The sequence below is a fragment of the Allobosea sp. TWI1241 genome (assembly GCF_039673065.1).
Classification (GTDB): domain Bacteria; phylum Pseudomonadota; class Alphaproteobacteria; order Rhizobiales; family Beijerinckiaceae; genus Allobosea.
The window spans coordinates 72087-93057 of sequence record NZ_JBDJKW010000009.1; the positions used below are offsets into that span (position 1 = coordinate 72087).

19 protein-coding genes are annotated in these 20971 nt (G+C 70.1%); 14 read left to right on the top strand and 5 right to left on the bottom strand.

What is annotated here, in order from left to right; genetic code table 11:
- Positions 1–8: 8 nt before the first annotated feature.
- Positions 9–1994: an acetyl/propionyl/methylcrotonyl-CoA carboxylase subunit alpha gene (locus ABE438_RS13130; RefSeq protein WP_346503085.1), complete on the top strand. Its 1986-nt coding sequence runs from the start codon at positions 9–11 to the stop codon at positions 1992–1994.
- Between the two features lie 54 nt (positions 1995–2048).
- On the opposite strand, the gene ABE438_RS13135 is transcribed toward ABE438_RS13130, so the two are convergent.
- Positions 2049–2828, bottom strand: coding sequence for an SDR family NAD(P)-dependent oxidoreductase (locus tag ABE438_RS13135; RefSeq protein ID WP_346503086.1), 780 nt, complete (start codon positions 2826–2828; stop codon positions 2049–2051).
- Between the two features lie 146 nt (positions 2829–2974).
- On the opposite strand from ABE438_RS13135, the gene ABE438_RS13140 reads away from it, so the two are divergent.
- Together ABE438_RS13140 and ABE438_RS13145 are read left to right on the top strand one after the other, a co-directional pair.
- Complete coding sequence (locus tag ABE438_RS13140) at positions 2975–3412, top strand: DUF1489 family protein (RefSeq protein WP_346503087.1); 438 nt, start codon at positions 2975–2977, stop codon at positions 3410–3412.
- 174 nt (positions 3413–3586) lie between these two features.
- On the top strand, positions 3587–4264 hold the full coding sequence (locus tag ABE438_RS13145) for a L,D-transpeptidase (RefSeq protein ID WP_465248614.1): 678 nt from the start codon (positions 3587–3589) through the stop codon (positions 4262–4264).
- Positions 4265–4338: 74 nt separating this feature from the next.
- Here the strand turns inward: ABE438_RS13145 and ABE438_RS13150 are convergent, their stop codons facing one another.
- From ABE438_RS13150 to panC, 3 genes are all read right to left on the bottom strand, one after another.
- The gene (locus ABE438_RS13150; RefSeq protein ID WP_346503189.1) at positions 4339–5358 is read right to left on the bottom strand and encodes a linear amide C-N hydrolase; all 1020 of its coding nucleotides are present in this window, start codon (positions 5356–5358) and stop codon (positions 4339–4341) included.
- A gap of 73 nt (positions 5359–5431) precedes the next feature.
- Positions 5432–6190, bottom strand: coding sequence for a hypothetical protein (locus tag ABE438_RS13155; RefSeq protein ID WP_346503088.1), 759 nt, complete (start codon positions 6188–6190; stop codon positions 5432–5434).
- 114 nt (positions 6191–6304) lie between these two features.
- Positions 6305–7156: a pantoate--beta-alanine ligase gene (panC, locus tag ABE438_RS13160; RefSeq protein WP_346503089.1), complete on the bottom strand. Its 852-nt coding sequence runs from the start codon at positions 7154–7156 to the stop codon at positions 6305–6307.
- A 106-nt stretch (positions 7157–7262) separates the two neighbouring features.
- On the opposite strand from panC, the gene ABE438_RS13165 reads away from it, so the two are divergent.
- Positions 7263–8009, top strand: coding sequence for a VWA domain-containing protein (locus tag ABE438_RS13165; RefSeq protein ID WP_346503090.1), 747 nt, complete (start codon positions 7263–7265; stop codon positions 8007–8009).
- Position 8010: 1 nt separating this feature from the next.
- Positions 8011–8739 carry a DnaJ domain-containing protein gene (locus ABE438_RS13170; protein WP_346503091.1) on the top strand — a complete coding sequence of 243 codons (729 nt, stop codon included), beginning with the start codon at positions 8011–8013 and terminating at the stop codon, positions 8737–8739.
- A gap of 17 nt (positions 8740–8756) precedes the next feature.
- Here ABE438_RS13170 and ABE438_RS13175 read toward each other — a convergent pair whose 3' ends face one another.
- Positions 8757–10373 carry an SPOR domain-containing protein gene (locus tag ABE438_RS13175; RefSeq protein ID WP_465248609.1) on the bottom strand — a complete coding sequence of 539 codons (1617 nt, stop codon included), beginning with the start codon at positions 10371–10373 and terminating at the stop codon, positions 8757–8759.
- A 365-nt stretch (positions 10374–10738) separates the two neighbouring features.
- On the opposite strand from ABE438_RS13175, the gene ABE438_RS13180 reads away from it, so the two are divergent.
- From ABE438_RS13180 to ABE438_RS13220, 9 genes are all read left to right on the top strand, one after another.
- Complete coding sequence (locus tag ABE438_RS13180; protein WP_346503093.1) at positions 10739–11083, top strand: phasin family protein; 345 nt, start codon at positions 10739–10741, stop codon at positions 11081–11083.
- A 241-nt stretch (positions 11084–11324) separates the two neighbouring features.
- Entirely contained in the window at positions 11325–11702 is a 378-nt protein-coding gene (gene clpS / locus ABE438_RS13185) for an ATP-dependent Clp protease adapter ClpS (RefSeq protein ID WP_465248615.1), read from the top strand.
- A gap of 46 nt (positions 11703–11748) precedes the next feature.
- On the top strand, positions 11749–14316 hold the full coding sequence (clpA, locus tag ABE438_RS13190) for an ATP-dependent Clp protease ATP-binding subunit ClpA (RefSeq protein ID WP_465248610.1): 2568 nt from the start codon (positions 11749–11751) through the stop codon (positions 14314–14316).
- Positions 14317–14320: 4 nt separating this feature from the next.
- A complete protein-coding gene (locus ABE438_RS13195) occupies positions 14321–14602 on the top strand; it encodes a hypothetical protein (RefSeq protein WP_346503095.1) in 282 nt (93 codons plus the stop codon).
- Between the two features lie 187 nt (positions 14603–14789).
- The gene (locus ABE438_RS13200) at positions 14790–15524 is read left to right on the top strand and encodes an AzlC family ABC transporter permease (protein WP_346503096.1); all 735 of its coding nucleotides are present in this window, start codon (positions 14790–14792) and stop codon (positions 15522–15524) included.
- Positions 15521–15877: an AzlD domain-containing protein gene (locus ABE438_RS13205; RefSeq protein WP_346503097.1), complete on the top strand. Its 357-nt coding sequence runs from the start codon at positions 15521–15523 to the stop codon at positions 15875–15877. Before ABE438_RS13200 ends, ABE438_RS13205 begins: the two co-directional genes overlap by 4 nt.
- Positions 15878–16091: 214 nt before the next feature.
- Complete coding sequence (locus ABE438_RS13210) at positions 16092–17270, top strand: GGDEF domain-containing protein (protein ID WP_346503098.1); 1179 nt, start codon at positions 16092–16094, stop codon at positions 17268–17270.
- Between the two features lie 66 nt (positions 17271–17336).
- Positions 17337–18527: a pyridoxal phosphate-dependent aminotransferase gene (locus ABE438_RS13215; RefSeq protein ID WP_465248611.1), complete on the top strand. Its 1191-nt coding sequence runs from the start codon at positions 17337–17339 to the stop codon at positions 18525–18527.
- Positions 18528–18710: 183 nt separating this feature from the next.
- On the top strand, positions 18711–20873 hold the full coding sequence (locus ABE438_RS13220) for a mechanosensitive ion channel family protein (protein ID WP_346503099.1): 2163 nt from the start codon (positions 18711–18713) through the stop codon (positions 20871–20873).
- The last annotated feature ends 98 nt before the right edge of the window (positions 20874–20971 follow it).

Sequence of the window (20971 nt, forward strand, 5' to 3'; positions counted from 1 at the left end):
ATGCGCCCATGTCGATTGCCGCGAAACTGCCCTCCGTCCTGATCGCCAACCGTGGCGAGATCGCCTGCCGGGTGATCCGCACCGCGCAGCGGCTCGGCCTGCGCACCATCGCCGTGCATTCCGACGCGGATGCTGAGGCGCTGTTCGTGCAGATGGCGGACGAGGCCTGGCGGATCGGCCCCGCGCCGGCACGGGAGAGCTATCTCGACGCGCAGACCATCCTCGCCGTGGCCAAGGAGGCAGGCGCCGCCTGCATCCATCCCGGCTACGGCTTCCTCTCCGAGAACGCCGAATTCGCCGAAGCCTGTGCCGCGGCCGGCATTGTCTTCGTCGGCCCGCCGGCGTCGGCCATCCGGGCCATGGGCCTCAAGGACGCCGCCAAGGCGCTGGTGGAGAAGGCCGGCGTACCGGTGGTGCCGGGCTATCACGGCAGCCGGCAGGAGCCTGACTTTCTCGCCGCCGAGGCCGGCCGCATCGGCTATCCCGTGCTGATCAAGGCCGTCGCCGGCGGCGGCGGCAAGGGCATGAAGAAGGTCGACCGGCCGGAGGACTTCGCCGACGCGCTCGCCAGCGCCCAGCGCGAGGCCGGCAACGCCTTCGGCGATACCCGCGTCCTGGTCGAGAAATACGTGCTCTCGCCGCGCCATGTCGAGATCCAGGTCTTCGCCGACGGCCATGGCAACGTCGTCCACCTCTACGAGCGCGACTGCTCGCTGCAGCGCCGCCACCAGAAGGTGATCGAGGAGGCGCCGGCGCCCGGCATGACGGCGCAGGTGCGCGCCGCCATGGGCAAGGCCGCGACGGAGGCCGCCCGCGCGGTCGGCTATGTCGGGGCCGGCACGGTCGAATTCATCGCCGATGGCCGCGACGGGCTGCGCGAGGACGGCTTCTGGTTCATGGAGATGAACACCCGCCTCCAGGTCGAGCATCCGGTGACCGAGGCGATCACCGGGCTCGACCTCGTCGAGCTGCAATTGCGCGTCGCCGCCGGCGAGCCGCTCGGCTTCGGCCAGGACGGGGTGCGGGCGGACGGTCACGCCGTCGAGGCGCGGCTCTACGCGGAGGATCCGGAGAAGGGCTTCCTGCCGTCGACCGGCAAGCTGTGGGCGCTGCAGTTCCCGCACGGCGAAGGCATCCGCATCGACACCGGCGTCGAGGCCGGCGACAGCGTCACGCCCTTCTACGACCCGATGATCGCCAAGGTGATCGCCCATGGCGCCGATCGCGCGCAGGCGCTCGACCGGCTGGCCGCCGCGTTGGGGGCGACGGTCGTCGCGGGACCGCGCACCAATCTCGCCTTCCTCAAGGCACTGGCCGAGGCCGAGGGCTTCCGGGCAGGGGCCCTCGACACCGGCTTCATCGACCGCAACATGGCGGCGCTCGGGGCCGAGCCGCAGCCGCTCGACGCGGCGGCCATCGCCGCCGCCGCGCTGCAACTGGAGGAGGACCGGCAGCTCGCCGGCCTGCTGGCGGCGGCCGAGCGGGTCGATGGCGAGGCGCTGTCTCCCTGGCTGCATGCCGACGCCTTCTCGCTGATGCCGCGCCCGCCGCTCGGCCTGCCGCTCACCGTCGACGGCGAGCGCGTCGAGGCGCGGATCGAATGGCATGAGGAGCAGGCGCGCGTTTCGCTGCCCGGCCATCCGCTCGGCGAGGGCGAGCACGAGGTCATGCTGGCGCAGGCCGAGCCCGGCACCTATCTCGCGCTCCATCGCGGGCGGCAGAGCGCGGTCTCGCTGTTCGATCCCTTCGCGGTCGATCTCGACGCGGCGGCCGATGGCGGTGGCGTGGTCAAGGCGCCGATGCACGGCAAGCTGGTGGCGCTCTTCGTCCAGCAGGGCGACAGCGTCGCCAAGGGCCAGCGCCTCGCCATCGTCGAGGCGATGAAGATGGAGCACGTCCTGACCGCGCCGCGCGACGGCACCGTCACCGAGCTCGGCGCCAAACCCGGCGCCCAGGTCGCCGAAGGCGCCAAGGTCGTCGTGCTCGGCGAGTGACCGGCGAGTGGCGGGCAGGGGCGGCCGGGCGGGCTGCCCGCCCCGTGTCGCGCCTCAGTCCGCGGCGCGGCCGCGCCCGATCAGCGGAAACTGCTCGACTTCGTAGACCTGGCCCGAGACCGGGCCGCTCTCCTCCGAGAGCCAGAAGGCGGTGTGGGCGGCGATCTCGGCCGGCTGCATGATCTGGCCGGACGGCGCGAACTCCAGCGGCACCTCCGTCTCCCAGCCCGGCTTCTTGCCCTCGCGCTGCTGCGTCGCATCCTCGTTGGCGGTGAAGGTCCAGCCGACATTGAGCTGGTTCACCCTGATGTGCTCGCGGCCGAGCGTGTTGGCGAGGTTGCGCGTCATCGTCATCAGCGCCCCCTTCGACATGGAATAGACGGTGAGGTTCGAATTGCCGCACCAGGCGTTGATCGAGCCGACGGTGAGGATGCTGCCGCCGGATTTCTGCAGGCGGAAGGCGCGGATCGCCGCTTCGGCGCAGAGCAGCGGCGCGCGGGTGTTGATCGCGAAGACATGGTCGAAGAAGGCGGGCGTCGTCTCGCCGAGCACGCCGCGCGGATAGATGCCGGCATTGTTGACCAGCGCATCGATGCGGCCGAAGGCGCTGCGTGTCGCGTCGACCAGCATCTGGGCGGTCGCCGGTTCCGCGAGGTCGCCGATCGTCGCGGCGGTGGCCGGGCCGAGCCGGCGCGTCGCGGTCTCGACCTCGTTCTGGTCGCGCCCGTGCAGCATCACCTTCGCGCCCTCGGCGACCAGCCGCTCCGCCATGGCGTAGCCGATGCCCGACGAGCTGCCGGTGACGAGGATCGCCTTGCCCTGAAGTCCGCGCATGTCCCGCCTCCGCTTGTCCCGTCGCTGCCGCCAGCCTGACGCCGTCGCGACGAGATGCCAACCGTCCCGGCGGCGGCCGGTTCCGGCTTGTGGAGAAAGGCGCGTGCCTCTGGCCGGGCCCGGCGCGGGGCGATAGATTCCGCGCCATGCCGCTTCACCTCATCAAGCTCTGCGTCGGGGCCGAATCGATCGGCGATCTCGAGGGCTGGATCGCGCAGCGCCAGGCGCTCCGCCGCGCCCGCGGCGAGCCGGCCGAGCAGCTCCACACCACCCGCATGGTGCCCAAGCGCGTCGACGAACTGCGCGACGGCGGCTCGCTCTACTGGGTGATCAAGGGGCAGCTCAGCGCCCGCCAGCGCCTGCTCGACATCCGCCCCTTCACCGATGCGGACGGCATCGGCCGCTGCCATATCGTTATGGAGCCTGTGGTCGTGCCGGTCGAGCCGCGGCCCTACCGGCCGTTCCAGGGCTGGCGCTATCTCCAGGACAAGGACGTCCCCCGCGACCTCTCCGAGCGCGGCGGCGAACTCGGCGCCATGCCGGAGGAGATGCGGCGCGAGCTGGCCGAGCTCGGCCTCCTCTAGCGGCAGCGCGCAGGGGCGGGCAGGGCGGCTCGCCACGGCGATCTTGCAAGCGGCGGCCTCTGGCGGCAATGTCGCGCGCGGGGGCGCCGCTGGACGCTGGGCAGGACAAGCGCAGCATCCTTCCTTCGCGCATCGGGACAGATGATCATGAACACTGACAAGGCCGGGCTCGGCATGATGGGCGGCGCCGCCGCGCGCGGGCTCGTCGCGGAGCGTCTCAGCCGGCGCACCTTCCTGGCCGGATCGGCCGCCGGCCTCGGCGCGCTGGCGCTCGGCGGCTGCGCCACCGATGGCGGCATGACGCTGGCCGAGGCGCAGCAGGTCTACGGGCCGGTGCCGAAGGAGAAGTTCCCGGTTCCGGCGATCGACGTCAGCAAGGTCGATCGCAAATATTTCCGCCGTACGGTGCGCTACGAGACCAACGAGGCGCCCGGCACCATCATCGTCGATCCGGCCAATTACTACGTCTACCGGATCGAGGAAGACGGCAATGCCACCCGCTACGGCGCCAATGTCGGCCGTGACGGCTTCCGCTGGAGCGGCGACGCCTATGTCGGCCGCAAGGCGGAATGGGCGACCTGGACCCCGCCGAAGGAGATGATCAAGCGCCAGCCCGAAGCGGCCAAATACGCCCGCGGCATGCCCGGCGGCCTCGACAACCCGCTCGGCGCCCGCACGCTCTATCTCTACCAGAACGGCCGCTACACGCTCTACACGATCTATGCCTCGCTCGACGCGGAATCGATCGGCAACGGCATCACCAGCGGCTGCGTCGGCCTGCTGACGCAGGACATGATGCACCTCTACGACCGCACCCCGGTCAAGACCAAGGTGGTGGTCCTGCCGGCCTGAGACCGCTCTGCCTTCTGTCGAGATCTGACGGGCCGCCCTCCGGGGCGGCCCGTTTGCGTTTCGCCGCGCCGCCGTCAGCCCTGCACGCCGAGGAAGGCGAAGGGCTTGGCCGGCGAGAAGGAGCCGGTGGCATCGCCCGAATAGATGCGATCCTGGTCCTTGCCGAGGTCGAGCTTGCGGGTGCCCCCGGCCTGCGAGAAGTCGATCTTCCTGAGATCGACCCAGAAGGTGTTCGGCGTCAGCGCCGACTCGAAGAAGTAGAGCTGGCGCGCATGGTCGAAGACGGTGCGCCAGCGCGTCGAGGAGATGTTGGGCTGGTCAGGCGTGGTCAGGCCGAACGGCACCGAGACGTTGCGGATCACGCTGAACACGCTGGCGACGGCGCGATTGGGATCCGGGTCCTTCGGGATGGCGTTGACGTAGAATGCCGCGCGCACGAAACGGTCCGAGGCGCGGTTGGTGCCGGGTAGCATCACCGTGCCGCCGATCTGCTTCCAGTATTCCGCCTGCGCCAGCTGCTTCTCGAAGGTCGGCGAGTTGGTCATCACCTGATAGGCGCGGTCGTGATGGATGACCTGCCTGCCGCCGATATACTCGACGATGGCGCTGTCGCCGCTCTTGTCCGACAGCGAGAGATGCAGCGTCGCCAGCCGCGGCTCGCCGCCGGGCATGGTGTCGGAGACCAGGGTGAAGGGCTCCTTGCGCAGCGCCTCGACCGCCTCGGCCACGGTGGCGAAGTTGTCGAGCATGTACTGGGCCCAGGCCGAGATCGCGAGGCCGGGCTTGGACGACGGGTCGAAGCGGGGATACTCCGACTCGACCAGCCAGAGCAGGTTGGCCGACAGGCCGACCTCGTTGACACCGTCACTGGTGGCAATGTCGTAGGCGGAGGCGACGACGCTGCCGTATTTCGAGCTCCAGCGGATGGTGTTGGCCCCGGTCTCGCCGCTGCGCGCCACGCCGCGCGGCAGGATCCAGAGATTGGTGGCGATGTCGCTCTTCCAGTCCATCGAGCGGGCGGTGACGACGCTGCCGCCGGCGCCGAAATAGACGAAGCGCGTGCAGGCCTGCGCCGTGCCCTGCGCCAGCAGCAGGCGGCGAGCAGGGCGGCGGTGAGACGGAACGGGCGGAAGCGGCGCGACATGGGCGATTCCTTCATCGTGAGCCTCAGAAGCGCATGGTCAGGCCGAGTGCCGGCCCGTGCTGCGTCACGTCCCAGCGGAAGCGGCCGCGGCCGGTGAAGTCGGCCGCCTCGTGAACCTGGTGAATGGCGCGATAGCCGGCGCGCAGCACGGTTTCGTGGCCGAGGAGATAGGTGCGATAGCCGAGATAGGCTTGGATTTGGGCGCTGTACTGCGAAGCCCCGGTGCCGCCGATATCGGCTTGCACGAACAGGTTCCAGCGCGCGTCGAGATCCGCATTGATCCGGAGCCCCGCGAAGGGGTCGTACCAGTCCGACGCCTTGCCGAAGCCGAGACCGAGCACGCCGATATCCGCCGAAAGCCGCGTCCAGCGCAGGCCCGCGGTCGGCTCCAGCGACAGCGTGCGCGGCCGGTTGAAGACCGTCTGCCCGCCGAGGGCGACCTCGTGAAGCTTGAAGAAGGCACCGGCCGACAGACGCGTCGTGGTGATGCCGATTCCGAGCCGCAGGCCGAGCGCCTGGGCCCGCTGGCTCGTCTCGACATGCTGCCCGTCGAGATAGACGCCATAGAGCCCGTTACCGACCTCGATATTGCCCATCACCGCGAGATCGAGATGGGAGAGGACTTCCGAGAAGGGCACCGCGACCGCGGTGCGGCGGCCGGCGATCGCGGCATCACCGATGAGGGATGCGGCCCAGGCATAGGGGCTGACGAAGACGCTCCACGCGCGCGCCCCGGGGGCCGTATCGATCGGCTCGGCTGCTGCGGCAGCTGATATCAGCACGCCGAGGCCACACAGGAACGGTCTCGCGGCTCGGCGCATGCTGGCTCCCATGACGGCCGGAGCGTAGACGCTTCCCCATGGGGAGCAAGCCCGAAGTGAGCGCCCGCCGCGCCTTCAGACCGCGATGTTGTCGATCAGCCGCGTCGCGCCGATGCGGGCTGCGACCAGGATGCGGATGGGGCCGTCCGCCAGCGCGGTCACCGGCGCCAGCGTCCAGGCATGGCGGGCTTCCAGATAGTCGAGCTCGAAGCCGGCGCCGATGACCTGCATCTGCGTCTCGCTTACCGCCACGGCCAGCGGCTCGCCATTGCGGATGCGCGCGGCGAGCGCCTGCATGGCCTGGTGCAGCGCCGGCGCCAGCGCGCGCTCCTCCGGGGCGAGGTAGCGGTTGCGCGACGACATGGCGAGACCGTCCGCCTCGCGTATCGTCGCCAGCGGTACGATCGTGATGCCGAGGTCGAGGTCGCGCGCCATGCGCGTCACGACCTGGAGCTGCTGGTAGTCCTTCTCGCCGAACACCGCGAAATCGGCGCGGGACTGGGTGAAGAGCTTGCAGCAAATCGTTGCGACGCCTTCGAAATGCGTCGGCCGGAAGCGGTCCTCGAGCCCGACCGCGGCCGGCCCCAGCAGCAGCACGCGCGTGGCGAACCCGGCCGGGTACATCTCCTCGACCGAGGGGAAGAAGATCGCGTCGGCGCCGATCGCCTCGAGTCTGGCGCGGTCGCCCTCGAAGGTACGAGGGTACTTCTTGAAGTCCTCGTGCGGCGCGAACTGGGTCGGGTTGACGAAAATCGAGACGATGACCCGCCGCGCATGCTTCCGCGCCTCGGCCACCAGCGCGACATGGCCGTCGTGCAGCGCGCCCATCGTCGGCACCAGGGCGACGGCTTCGCCGGCGGCGTGCCAGCCTGCGACGGCGGCGCGCATCGCCGCCACTGTCTCGAACACCGCGACCTCTGCCATCATGACCTCCCCCACGAGTCGGGTGCACGGGTAGCAAAAGCGCTCGCCCCGGCCAATATGCGCGAAGAGGGACAATCCGGGTGACGGAGAAAGGCATGATGTCGGGCGCATGACGCAGCGAGACGACCGGACGGCGATCGACAAGGCCAGGCAGGCCGGGGCGGCTGCGCCCGTTGAGCAGTCGCGGCCGGGCGAGATCGACCGCTTTCTCGGCGCCGCGAAGCAGCTCGCCCCGCTGGCGACCGGCACGGCCGGACGCCTCGTTTTCGCCCTCGACGCCACGATGAGCCGCCAGCCCAGCTGGGACCTCGCCTGCTCGCTGCAGGGTCAGATGTTCGAGGTGGCCGACCGCACCGGCGGGCTGGCGGTGCAGCTCGTCTATTTCCGCGGCTTCGACGAATGCCGCGCCTCCGGCTGGGTCGGCGAGCCGCGGCGGCTGACAGGCCTCATGAGCCGCATCGACTGCCGCGGCGGCCAGACCCAGATCGCCCGCGTGCTGCGCCATGTCCGCGACGAGGCCAGGACCGTGCCGATCCGCGCCTTCGTCTATGTCGGCGATGCGATGGAGGAGGAGATCGACACGCTTTGCGCGCTGGCGGGCGAGCTCGGCCTGCGCGGCATCCGCGGCTTCCTGTTCCAGGAGGGCGACGACGCGCTGGCGGGGCGCGCCTTCGCCGAGATGGCCCGGCTCACCGGCGGTGCGCATGCCCGCTTTGACGTGAACGCGCCGGGCTCCCTGCTCGATCTCTTGCGCGGCGCCGCCGCCTATGCGAGCGGCGGCCATGAGGCGATGCGCCGGCTGTCCGATACCAGCCCCGCTGTTCGCGGATTGCTCGGCGCGATGAAAGGACGCTGATTTGGCCCTGCTCTACGGCATAGCCGCCGTCATCCTGATCTGGTGGCTCTCGAAGAGCTTCGCGGGGCTCGATCCGAAGAAGCTGGTGCGCGCCGGCAAGGCGGTCGGCGGCGCGCTGTCGCTGGGCGTGGCCGGGCTCCTGCTGCTGCGAGGCCGGCCCGACATGGCGATCTTCCTCGGCGGCCTCGGCGCCTGGCTGCTCGGCTGGAGCGCCTACGGGCCGGGCGGCCTGCGCATGCCGGACTGGGCGAAGGATCTCGGGCAGTCCGGCGCCGGTGCGCGCTCGAAGGTCAATTCGGTGCTGCTGGAGATGGAGCTCGACCACGACAGCGGCGCGGTGACGGGCAAGGTCCGCGCCGGCCAGTTCGCCGGCCGCGATCTCGATGCGCTCGGCCCGGCCGAGCTTGCGGCGCTGATGCGCGAATGCGCCGCCGGGGATCCCGACGGCGCCCGCCTGCTAGAGGCTTATCTCGACCGCCGGGCGCCCGGCTGGCGTGAAGACGCTGACGGTCACGCTGACCCGCGGCAGGGCGGCGCGGCGCGCACGGGCGCGATGACGGACCAGGAGGCCTACGAGATCCTGGGGCTTCAGCCGGGGGCGGGGCAGGAGGCGATCCGCGAGGCCCATCGGCGCCTGATGAAGCGCATCCATCCTGATGCCGGCGGCACCGGCGGGCTTGCTGCCCGGGTCAATCAGGCCAAGGATACCTTGCTGAAAAAGCATGGGTGAACTCCTTTCCCGATCGGTCAGCCACGGACCGCGAAGCACGAGAAACCGCCGCGCTTGAGCTGGGCGCAGGCGCGCTCGGCACCCTTCGAGTCGTCGAAGCCGGCGAAGCGGGCGCGGTAGAGCGTGGTGCCGCGGGTCTCGACCTTCTCGGTGAAGGGCGAGGCCTCGGCGAGCGAGCCTGACACCTTGGCCTTGGCGCGGGCGAGGATCTCACGGGCCTTGGCCTCGTCGTCGGTGGCGCCGAGCTGGATCACCCATTTCGAGGCCGGGGTCGGCCTGGCGGCGGCCGAGCGGGCGGTCGGGCGCGCTTCCGGCGCAGGCGCGGCGGCGCGGGCCGGAGCGGCGGCGGGAGCCGGCAGGCGCTCCTCGATCTTGGCAGGCGCCGCGGCCGCATGGGCGACGCGCACCTTCTCCTCGCCGGGCTCGGCGACCTTGGCGATCGACGAGGTCACGTCGACATTCGCCGGCGGACGCAGGACCTTGCCGTCGGCGGCGGGCTGGCCGATCGACCAGCGCATCGCGGCCGGGGTCGTGGTGCTGGAGGCGACCGGACGCATGCCGGAGAGGCGCAGCGGCTGGCCGGCGCCGGCGGCGATGACCGGGCGCGGCGGAGCGACGGGGGTGGTGGTCGGCGCGGCATAGGCGCGGGCCGTGGCCGGGACGGGAGCGTCCTCCTCGGCACGCGGACGGGGCACCGGCACGGGCGCGGTGGCGGCGGCCGCGACGATAGCCGGCTCGGCGGCGGCGGGACGCTGCGGCGGCTCGGGGGCGACCGGGCGGCTCTCGGCGATCATCGGCGCGCTGCGGCCGCCGGTGGCGGCGCGCGGCAGATGCGCGGCGACCAGCGTCGCCATGGTCTGGTCGCGCGAGGCGCCGGAGCGGCCGCCCAGCACGACCGAGACGATATGGCGGCCATCGGCCTTGGCCGAGGTCATCAGGTTGAAGCCGGAGGCGCGAGTATAGCCGGTCTTGATGCCGTCGACGCCTTCGACGCGGCCGAGCAGCTTGTTGTGGTTGCGGTAGCTCTGGCCGGCGAAGTTGAAGCTCCGCGTCGAGAACATCCGGTAATAGCGCGGGAAGCGCTCCTCGATGGCGCGGGCGAGCACCGTCAGGTCGCGCGCCGTGGTGAGGTTCGGCGGGTTGTGGGGCAGGCCGTGCGGGTTGTGGAAGGTGGTGCGGCTCATGCCCAGCGAGCGGGCCCGGGCGGTCATCTGGCGGGCGAAATCGCTCTCCGAGCCGGCGACGTTCTCGGCGACGGTGACGGCGACGTCGTTGGCGGATTTGGTGATCAGGGCGAGGATGGCGTTCTCGACGCTGATCGTCGCGCCGGGACGCAGGCCGATCTTCGACGGCGCCTGTCCGGACGCATAAGCCGAGACGCGCAGCGGCGAATCCATGCGGAAGCGCCCGCGCTCGATCTGTTCGAACAGCAGGTAGAGCGTCATCACCTTGGTGATGGAGGCGGGGATGCGCGGCGCGTCCTCGTTGACGGCGTGCAGCGTGCGGCCCGACTTGGCGTCGACCACCATCGCCGCATAGGGAGGCGCATAGCCTCCGCTGACCTGGCGCCGCTTCTTGCGTGCCGCCTCTGCCGGCGAGATCGTCGCCACCAGCGTCACGGCAGCGACACTCACGAGCCCGATGAACGCGAACAAGCGCCCGCGTCGGGTATCAACGCACCCCGAAACCATGCAACCGCCTCAACTCATACCCACCCGTCCAGCCGCCAGACGTGGCGAGAAGGACACAGACAGGGAGGTTAGGAGGATGCGGTTACGGAGCCGTTAAACGGCGATGCGCTTCCGGGAGGCGGGCGCGCTGCGCCAGTGCGGGGGCGTCCTGTTCTTGATGCATTGCAGCGCATTCTTGACTTTCATGTTGCGATGCACAATATGAAGGCCGTCCCGGTGATGAACCCTTCATCTGACTTCGGGGACACCGAATCCGGGCCTTGTGGCCCGTCAGCAGAGGCGGCGCCCAGCGCGTCGAGGGAAACGACATGATCCAGCAGTTCGAGACCATGCAGAAAGCCTCCAAGGACAACGTCGACGCGGCCCTGAAGGCCTTCGGCGCCACCAGCAAGGGCGTGCAGGCGATCGCCGTCGAGGCGACCGACTACGCCAAGAAGTCCTTCGAGAACGGCACCGCGACGCTCGAGAAGCTCGCCGGCGTCAAGACGCTCGACAAGGCCGTCGAGATTCAGGCCGACTACGTGAAGACCGCCTTCGAGGGCTATGTCGCCCAGGTCTCCAAGATGGGCGAGCTCTTCACCGCCATCGCCAAGGACGCCTACAAGCCGTTCGAGGGCATCGTCGCCAAGGCCGTCCCGGCCGCGACCAAGTGAGGCCCGGGGCCTGACGGCCCCGCTCGCAGACTGTTCGAAAGCCCGGCCTCGCGGCCGGGCTTTCTTGTTTTGGTCCGCTGTGATCCGGTGCGCGCTTGTGGGCTGGCGCGCAATGGGCTGGCGAAGGCGAGGGGACGTCTGTAAATTCTCCGGCGAAGCACTATCTTGGGGTTCAGCCTTCGGAAGGGACGCCTTGAGCCGTATCGCCGCGATGCCGACAGACCAGCGCCACCCCGCCGCGATGCCATCGGGAACGGCCGGGGCGGACGAGCCGCGGCTCGCCGGCAAGCCCAAGCCGCCGGGCCCGCCCTCGGATGGCGGCCGCGACAATGCGGGCACAGCTGTCCTGACGCGGACGCGCACGCGCCGGCCCAATCTCTACCGGGTGCTGATCCTCAACGACGACTACACGCCGATGGAGTTCGTCGTTCACGTCCTGGAGCGCTTCTTCAACAAGGATCGCGCCGAGGCGACCCGCATCATGATGCACGTTCACCAGAACGGCGTCGGCGAATGCGGCGTGTTCACCTACGAGGTCGCCGAGACCAAGGTGACGCTGGTGATGGACCTCGCGCGCAAGCACATGCACCCGCTGCAGTGCGTGATGGAGAAGAAGTGATCTTGACCGTTCGACCCACCCTGCAACCTGATCGGGAGCGCTGACCTTGCCGAGCTTCTCGCGCAGCCTGGAACAGGCGCTCCACCGGGCGCTGGCGCTCGCTAACGAACGCCACCACGAATATGCGACGCTGGAACATCTCCTGCTGGCCCTGGTCGACGACCAGGACGCGGCCGCGGTGATGCGTGCCTGCAGCGTCGACCTCGACATGCTCCGCCGCAACCTCGTCGACTATATCGACGCGGAGCTGACCAACCTGATCACCGACGGTCGCGACGATTCCAAGCCGACCGCCGGCTTCCAGCGCGTGATCCAGCGCGCGGTGATCCACGTCCAGTCGTCCGGCCGCGAGGAGGTGACGGGGGCCAATGTGCTCGTGGCGATGTTCGCCGAGCGCGAGAGCCATGCCGCCTACTTCCTGCAGGAGCAGGACATGACCCGCTACGACGCGGTCAACTACATCAGCCACGGCATCGCCAAGCGTCCGGGGGCCGGCGAGGCCCGCCCCGTGCGCGGCGCCGAGGAGGAGGTCGAGCAGCCGCGCGAGCAGCGTGCCGACCAGCCCGGTGAGGACAAGGACAAGAAGAAGAAGGAGAGCGCGCTCGAGGCCTATTGCGTCAACCTGAACCGCAAGGCGAAGGACGGCCGTATCGACCCGCTCATCGGCCGCGAGGCCGAGGTGCAGCGCACCATCCAGATCCTCTGCCGTCGCCAGAAGAACAACCCGCTTCTGGTCGGCGAGCCCGGCGTCGGCAAGACCGCGATCGCCGAGGGCCTGGCGCTCAAGATCATCCGCGGCGAGGTGCCGGACGTCCTGCAGGACGCCACGGTCTTCTCGCTCGACATGGGCACGCTCTTGGCCGGCACCCGCTATCGCGGCGATTTTGAGGAACGCCTCAAGCAGGTGATGAAGGAGATCGAGCAGCACCCGAAGGCGATCATGTTCATCGACGAGATCCACACGGTGATCGGCGCCGGTGCGACCTCGGGCGGCGCCATGGACGCCTCCAACCTGCTCAAGCCGGCGCTCGCCTCGGGCGGGCTGCGCTGCATCGGCTCGACGACCTACAAGGAATACCGCCAGTATTTCGAGAAGGACCGGGCCCTGGTGCGCCGGTTCCAGAAGATCGACGTCAACGAGCCCTCGGTGCCGGACACGATCGAGATCCTAAAGGGGCTGAAGCCCTATTTCGAGGAGTTCCACAAGCTTCGCTACACCAACGACGCCATCAAGGCGGCGGTGGAGCTGTCGGCGCGCTACATCCATGACCGCAAGCTGCCGGACAAGGCGATCGACGTGATCGACGAGACCGGCGCCTCGCAGATGCTGCTGGCCGAGGGGAAGCGCAAGAAGACCATCGGGGTCAAGGAGATCGAGGCGGCGATCGCGACCATGGCGCGCATCCCGGCCAAGACCGTCTCCAAGGACGATGCCGAGGTGTTGCGCAATCTCGAGACCACGCTGAAGCGCTCGGTCTACGGGCAGGAGAAGGCGATCGAGGCGCTGTCCTCATCGATCAAGCTGGCGCGTGCCGGCCTGCGCGACGGCGAGAAGCCGATCGGCTGCTATCTCTTCGCCGGCCCCACCGGCGTCGGCAAGACCGAGGTCGCCCGCCAGCTCGCCTCGTCGCTCGGCGTCGAGCTGATCCGCTTCGACATGTCGGAATACATGGAGCGCCACACCGTCTCGCGGCTGATCGGCGCCCCTCCGGGCTATGTCGGCTTCGACCAGGGCGGACTGCTCACCGACCAGATCGACCAGCATCCGCATTGCGTGCTGCTGCTCGACGAGATCGAGAAGGCGCATCCCGACCTGTTCAACATCCTCCTGCAGGTGATGGACCACGGCAAGCTGACCGACAACAACGGCAAGCAGGTCGATTTCCGCAACGTCATCCTGATCATGACCACCAATGCCGGCGCCGCCGACATGGCCCGCAACGCCTATGGCTTCACCCGCGCCAAGCGCGAGGGCGACGACACCGAGGCGATCAACAAGCTGTTCGCGCCGGAATTCCGCAACCGGCTCGATTCGGTGATCTCTTTCGGCCATCTGCCGAAGAGCGTGGTGGCGCGCGTCGTCGACAAGTTCGTGCTCCAGCTCGAGGCCCAGCTCGCCGACCGCAACGTCACGATCGAACTGACCGACGAGGCCCGCGAATGGCTGGTCGAGAACGGCTATGACGAGGCGATGGGCGCCCGCCCGATGGCACGGCTGATCCAGCAGACCATCAAGACGCCGCTCGCCGACGAGGTGCTGTTCGGCCGCCTCAAAGCCGGCGGCGCGGTCAAGGTCGTGGTGATCCAGTCGGAGACCGGCATCAAGGTACTCGGCCTCGAATTCCCGGACGGGCCGGTCAGCCCCAAACCGGAGAAGGACGTCGCCGCGGCCGCGGCCAAGCGCAAGCCGAAATCCCGCGCCAAGGCGCAGGCCGGCAAGGCGGCCACGGCGCGTTCGGCCGGGCCGAAGGGCGGCTCGGGCAAGGGCGGCCCCAAGCCCGCGCCGAAATCCGGCCCCAAGGGCGGCGCCGCTCCGGTCCCGGCGGGCGACCCGCCGAAGGCCTCGGCGCGCAATGTCCGCACCGTTCCCAAAGTCCCGTTGACGAAGGCCTGACACCGTGTTGTTTCGACGCAAGCGCGAGAGCGCGTGGGCTGAGGATGCCGAGCCCGAGGCCGAGGCGGCCGTCGCCCCGGCGTCGGCCGCCGAGAAGCCGGGCTGGTTCGAGCAGCGCGCCCGCCGCCGCCGCCGCCGCAAGGTCTTCGAGGAGGTGGTCGGCTGGATCGTCGTGCCGGCCATCCTCTATCTCGCTTTTCTCGGCTATCGCGCCGTCGGCGGCATCCCCAAGGAGATCGTCGATTTCGGCAACGAACTGCTGGGCGTCGCGCTGAAGAGCTTCTGATCGCACGGCGCAGCGCGGCGCACTGCGTCGCGCGCGGGGCGGCTGCGCGGGCAGGGGGCTCCCCCCGCCGCGCGAACTCGGGCTTTAACGGAACGAGCGTCCAGTGACCGGGTCCCGCGCCGTCGATGCCGTCTCTGTCTCTTCCCGTCCACGATAAGCTGCCCGGCTCGCGCAGGCTCGCTCCGGCATGAGCGAGCCTGCGCGTGCGAGCTGGCTGCGGCCGGCGCTGACGGGGTTCCGCGATGCCGCCATGCTGCCGGCCTGGGTTGTCGGCCTGTCGCTGACCGGCGTCGGCACGCTGGCACGCGATTCAGGCTTTCCGGTCGAAGTCGCGGTCCTCTCCACCGTCATCGTCTGGGCCGGGCCTTCCCAGGTGCTGTTCTTCGCCTCGATCGCGACGGGCGCCGCCTGGAGCGCGATCGCGGTTGCGATCGCCTTCGCCTCGCTGCGCTTCCTGCCGCTGACGGTCTCGCTGCTGCCGCTGCTGCGCCGGCCGGGGCAGGGCTTCGGCCAGCAATTGCTGCTCTCGCACTATGTCGCGGTGACCTCCTGGGTCGAGGGCATGCGGCGCCTGCCGGCCCTGCCGCCGGAGCAGCGGGTTCCGTATTATCTCGGCTTCGGCAACGCGCTGATCGCGATCAGCGCGCTGTGTACCTATGTCGGCTTCCATCTCGCCGGCGTGGTGCCGACGCCGGTGGCGGCCGGGCTGCTCTTCCTCTCGCCGATCTTCTTCATCGCCTCGATGAGCGCCGGCGCCCGCGGCTGGCCCGACGGGCTGGCGATCGCGCTCGGCTTCGGGCTGACGCCGCTGGCGAACTGGCTCTTCGGCAGCGGCTTCGATCTCGTGGTCGGCGGTGTCGCCGGCGGCACGCTCGCCTTCCTGCTCAAGCGCCTCGCCGCGGCACGGGGCGGGGCGGCATGACCCAGCCCATCGCCTTTCTCGACGGACCCTGGTGGCCCTATCTGGCGCTGTTCCTCTTCGCGGTGCTGCCGACCGGGATCTGGCGCTGGCTCGCGGTCGCCTTCGCGCGCCGACTAGACGAGACCTCGCCCTGGCTCGACTGGGTGCGGATGGTCGCGGCCTCGCTGCTGGCCGGCGTCGCCGCCAAGCTGACCTTCTTCCCGCCCGGTGCGCTGGCGCAGACGCCGCTCGCGCTCCGCCTCGCCGCGCTGGCGACCGCCGTGGCGATCGTCGTCCTGGCACGACGCAAGGTCATGCTCGGTGTCGTCCTTGCCCAACTGGTCCTGATCGGCGGAGCCTGGCTCGCGAGGTGAGATCATCTGCCGCGACTGCGTCGGATGCACGCGAACGCGGGAAGATGTCAGAAACCCTCAAAGGATAAACAGCGCGATGGACCCGGGAGACGGCCTCGGGTCAAAGCCGCGTTAGGAAAGGCCAGCCATCATCGTCAGGGTGCGCAAGCTTTTACCCACGTCTGCTTCGGATGCGCTTTCGCTCCCTCGCGGAGCGTCGGACGCCGCTGCTTCGGTGCCGCGCACGCTCACCCTGCATTTCGAGCCTAGCCTGGAGCGGCAGTACCGCCTCGCCATGCGGGCGGACCAGCGGCGCGCCACCTTCGTCTGCGTGACGGTCGCCTTCGCGATCTGGATCACCTTCTTCGGGCTCGATCTGCTGCGCCTCGACAAGGCGGGGCAGCTCCCGCCCTATGGCGATCACGGCCTGATGAGCGCGCTGGTCTTGCGCATCGGGGTGCTCACGCTGATGATCTGGCTGCAATGGCGGCTGGCCACCAGCGATGCGAGCTTCGCCTATCACCGGATCTCCGGCTGCCTGATCGCCGCGATAGGCATCGCCGGCGCCTATATCGCCAGCACCTACAAGGCGCGCGGCCTGCCTCATGCCGACATCGCCCAGATCGTTATCGTGGTTGCGGTGTTCCTGCCGATCGGGCTGACGATCGTGCAGGCCACTGCGGTGGCCGCCCTGGTCGCCTTCGCCACCGCCATGCTCGGCTTCGTGATGACCGATCCGAGCTTCTGGGCGGAGCATGCCCGGCTCTGCGTCGTGATGCTCTGCGCGATCCTGGTCAGCGGCGTCGGCGGCTGGCTGCGCGAGCGCGCCGAGCGCGATCACTTCCTGCTGCGGCGCATCCTGCACGACCGCGCCTTGTCCGATCCGCTGACCGGCATCGCCAATCGCCGCGCCTTCGAGGAACATGTCGCGCTGGCGCTGCGGCAGGCGCGGCGCGACGGCGTGCCGGTGGTCTTCGCCGTGCTCGATGTCGACCATTTCAAGCGCTACAACGACCGCTATGGCCACGAGCTCGGCGACCGCGCGCTGCGTAAGGTCGCCCGTGCGATCGAATCCTGCCTGCGGCGGCCGATGGACATGGTCGGCCGCATCGGCGGTGAGGAATTCGGGCTGCTGCTTTACGAATGTCGCCCCGATGTCGCCGAGGCCTACTTCAACGCCATCGTCGCGGCGATCGAGACGCTCGCCATCCCGCACGAGGCATCGCTCACAGCCGCGCATCTCACGGCGACGCTGGGCGGCACCGCCTTCGACGGGCGCGAGGAGGCGGCCGAGCTCTACAGCCGCGCCGACGCGGTCCTCTATCGGGCCAAGGCCGATGGCCGCAACCGCGCGCGCTTCGAGGAATCCGCCGAATGGGAACCCGGAACGCCACGGGCCATGCTGCCGGGCTGAAGGGTGCTTGCGGATCGACGGCGCTGCGGGCAAGGCTCCGCCCATCGTCGCTCCGCCGAGGTGCCCATGACCGCCGCCGCTTCCGTTCCGCCCGTCGCGCCACGTCCCGCCGCCCGCGCCGAGGCCGTCTCGCCCTTCATCGTGATGGACGTGATGAACGCCGCCGCGGCCATAGAGCGCACCGGTGGTTCCGTCGTGCATATGGAGGTCGGCCAGCCATCGGCCCCGACGCCAGCCAGCATCCGCTCCGCCGCCGGTCGCGCGCTGGAGGACGGGCGCATCGGCTATACCCAGGCGCTGGGCATTCCCTCGCTGCGCGCGCGCATCGCGCGCCATTACCATGACAGCTACGGCGTCTCCGTGCCGCCGGAGCGCGTCGTAGTGACGACCGGCTCCTCCGGCGGCTTCATCCTGGCCTTCCTCGCCTGTTTCGAGCCGGGTGCGCGCGTCGCGATCACGGCGCCGGGCTACCCGGCCTATCGCAACATCCTGGTGGCGCTGGGGCTCGAGCCGGTGGCGATCCCCGTCGGGCCGGAGACGCGCTATGCGCTGACGCCCGAACTGATCGCCCGCGCCCATGAGCAGGCGCCGCTGGCGGGCGTGCTCACCATGAGCCCCGGCAACCCGACCGGCGTGGTGATGTCGCCCCAGGCCATCGCCGACGTCGGCGCCGAGTGCCGCCGCCTCGGGCTCTGGTACATCTCGGACGAGATCTATCATGGGCTGACCTATGACGAGCCGGCCATGACGGCGCTCGCGGTCGATCAGGACGCGATCATCGTCAACTCCTTCTCGAAATACTACTGCATGACCGGCTGGCGCGTCGGCTGGCTCGTGGTGCCGGAGCGGCTGGTGCGCACCATTGAGCGGCTGCAGCAGAATCTCTCGATCTCGGTGCCGATGCTGAGCCAGGTCGCGGGCGAGGCGGCCTTCGACGCGGTCGAGGAATGCGAGGCGATCAAGGCCGGCTATGCGGAGAACCGCGACTATCTGCTGAAGGCGCTGCCGGAAATCGGCCTCGGCGACTTCCTGCCGGTCGACGGCGGCTTCTACGTCTATCTCGACATCGGGCGCTATTCGAACGATTCCATGAGCTTCTGCCGCGACGCGCTCGAGCGCGCCGGCGTCGCGATCACCCCGGGGCTCGACTTCGACGAGGCGCGCGGCGCGCGCACCGTCAGGCTCTCCTTCGCCGGATCGCTCGCCGAATGCCACGATGCGGTCGCGCGCCTCGGGGCCTGGCTGAAGACCCGCTGAACGGCGCTTGCCAAGCCGGGCTCCCCGACAGCACTCTGGCGTGCTGTTTGGAGAGCGCACATGCGTCGCACGGGCATCGGGTCGTGGTTGGGTCGGGCTGTCGCTCTCTGGCTGGCCATGGCGGCCTCGGCGGCCATCGCGCAACAGCAGGAGAGGCCACCGACCCCCGCGGCCGGCGAGCCCGTGACGCTGACGCTGCGCGGCGACGAGAGCTCGGAGGCCGTGCGTCGGCTGGTCGAGGCGCTCGCCGCCGATGGCCGCAAGATCGAGCTGCGCTTCTCCTCCGCACCGGCCGCGGAGGTCGCACCCGCCGCCAAGGCGCCCGGGGGCAAGGGCGGCAAGGCCGCGCCGCCGGCCGCCGCCGCTGCGCCCACCGGGGCGGAGGACGAGCCGAGCGGGGTCGAGCAGGCCTGGGACAATTTCAACGATGGGCTGGGGCAGGGTGTGCGCGCGCTGCCGGGCCTGGCGGCGCTGCCGCAGGACTGGGCACGCGGCTGGGCCGCCAACGTCAACCCGCAGGCCGGCCGCCATGTCGTGCTCATCATCCTCGCCGGCCTCGCCGCGTCCGGCATCGTGCGGCTGGCGACGGCGGGCTTCTTCCGTCGCCGCCTGCAGCCGCAGGCCGCCTATTTCACCGCGCGGCTACGGGCGTCCGGCTACGGGCTGGCCCAGGACCTCCTCACCATCCTGGTCTGGCTGATCGTGGCGCGCGGCGCGCGGGCGCTGCTGCTGCCGGAGGTCGACCTCGCGCATCACCTGCTCTCCGGCATCGTCAACGGCTCGGCGATCGGCGCGACCTACGTCGCCGTCGCCCGCTTCCTGCTCGCGCCCGGTGCCCCCGAGCGCCGGCTGATGCCGCTGCCGCGGGCCGAACGGCATGTCCGCGCCATCACGCTCTATGCGGTGATGGTGCCGGTCTCGATCGTCGCGGCGCTGCTGGCCTATCGCGTCGCCTCCGGCCCGGAGCCGGTCGCGGCGCTGGTCGCGATCAGCGGGCTGTTGCTCTGCCTCTACAAGATCTGGTGGCTGCTCGACGCGCGCCACGATCTCACCGCCCTGGTGATCAGCGGCGCCGCCGGCGGGGCGCTGTCGCCCTGGCGGCTCTATCTCGCGCGCATGCTGCCCTGGATCTACATCGCCATCGCGCTGCTGCTCTGGGCCATCGGCCGGGCCGCGGCGAGCATGCCCGATGGCGGCCGCTGGGCGGAAGCCGCGGAGCTGACGCAGATCATCGTCGCCCTGGTGCCGATCCTCTCCGTCGGCGTCACCAGCTTCCTGGCCTGCCGGCAGGCGCGCCGGGCCGAGATCGCGGCGCCGACTCCGCTCTCGCGCGCGGTCGGCAGCGCGATGCGGGCCGCGGCCGGCGGCCTGATGTGGGCCTGCGGCTTCTATCTCGTCGCGCGGATCTGGGCCGGGCTTCTCTTCGCGATGAGCATGGACCAGTTCATGGCCTTCATGCACCGCATGCTCGGCATCGCGGCGCTCGCCTTCGCCGGCTGGGTCGCGCTCGTCTTCCTGCGCAGCTTCTTCGATGCCTATACGCCGCGTCGCGGCCCCGTCATGCCGGGCGACGAGGATGCGGAGCCCGAGGACAGCGTGCCCTCGCGGCTCGCCACGGTGATGCCTGTGCTGCGCGGCGTCGTGCTCGGCGCGGTGATCGGCCTGACCGTGCTGGTGCTGCTCTCGCGGCTCGGCGTCGATATCGGCCCGCTGCTCGCCGGCTTCGGCATTCTCGGCCTCGCGGTCTCCTTCGGCTCGCAGGCGCTGGTGCGCGACATCGTCTCCGGCTTCTTCTTCATGATCGAGGACGCCTTCCGGGTCGGCGAATATGTCGATACCGGCAGGCTCAAGGGCACTGTCGAGAAGATCTCGCTGCGCTCCATGCAGCTGCGCCATCAGAGCGGGCAGGTGCACACCGTGCCCTTCGGCCAGATCGCCTCGCTGACCAATGCCAGCCGCGACTGGGCGACGGTGAAGTTCAACGTGCGCCTCGACCATTCCGCCGACATCGAGCAGGCGCGCAAGACCATCAAGAAGATCGGCGCCGCACTGCTCGAGGATCCGGAGTTCGGGCCCAATTTCATCGCGCAGCTGAAGATGCAGGGCGTGGCCGACATCACGGACCAGGCGATCGTCGTCCGCCTCAAGTTCACCGCCAAGCCGCGCCACGCCTCGCTGCTGCAGCGCGAGGCGCTGAAGCGGGTCTATCGCGGCCTGAACGAGGCGGGCATCCCCTTCGCCTCGAACGCCGTGACCGTGCGCGAGGGCGCCGGCCGTCCGGCTACCGGTGGGGCGGCGGCGATGGCGAGCGTGCCGCCGCCGGTGCCGGTGCCGCAGCCGGGCTGAGCGCCGTCGGCGTCACGGCGATAGAGCGGTAAGCGAGGCCGCCGAAGTCGCGGCCGGATCGACCTCCCCGCAAGGGCGCATAAGAAAAGGCCCGCCGC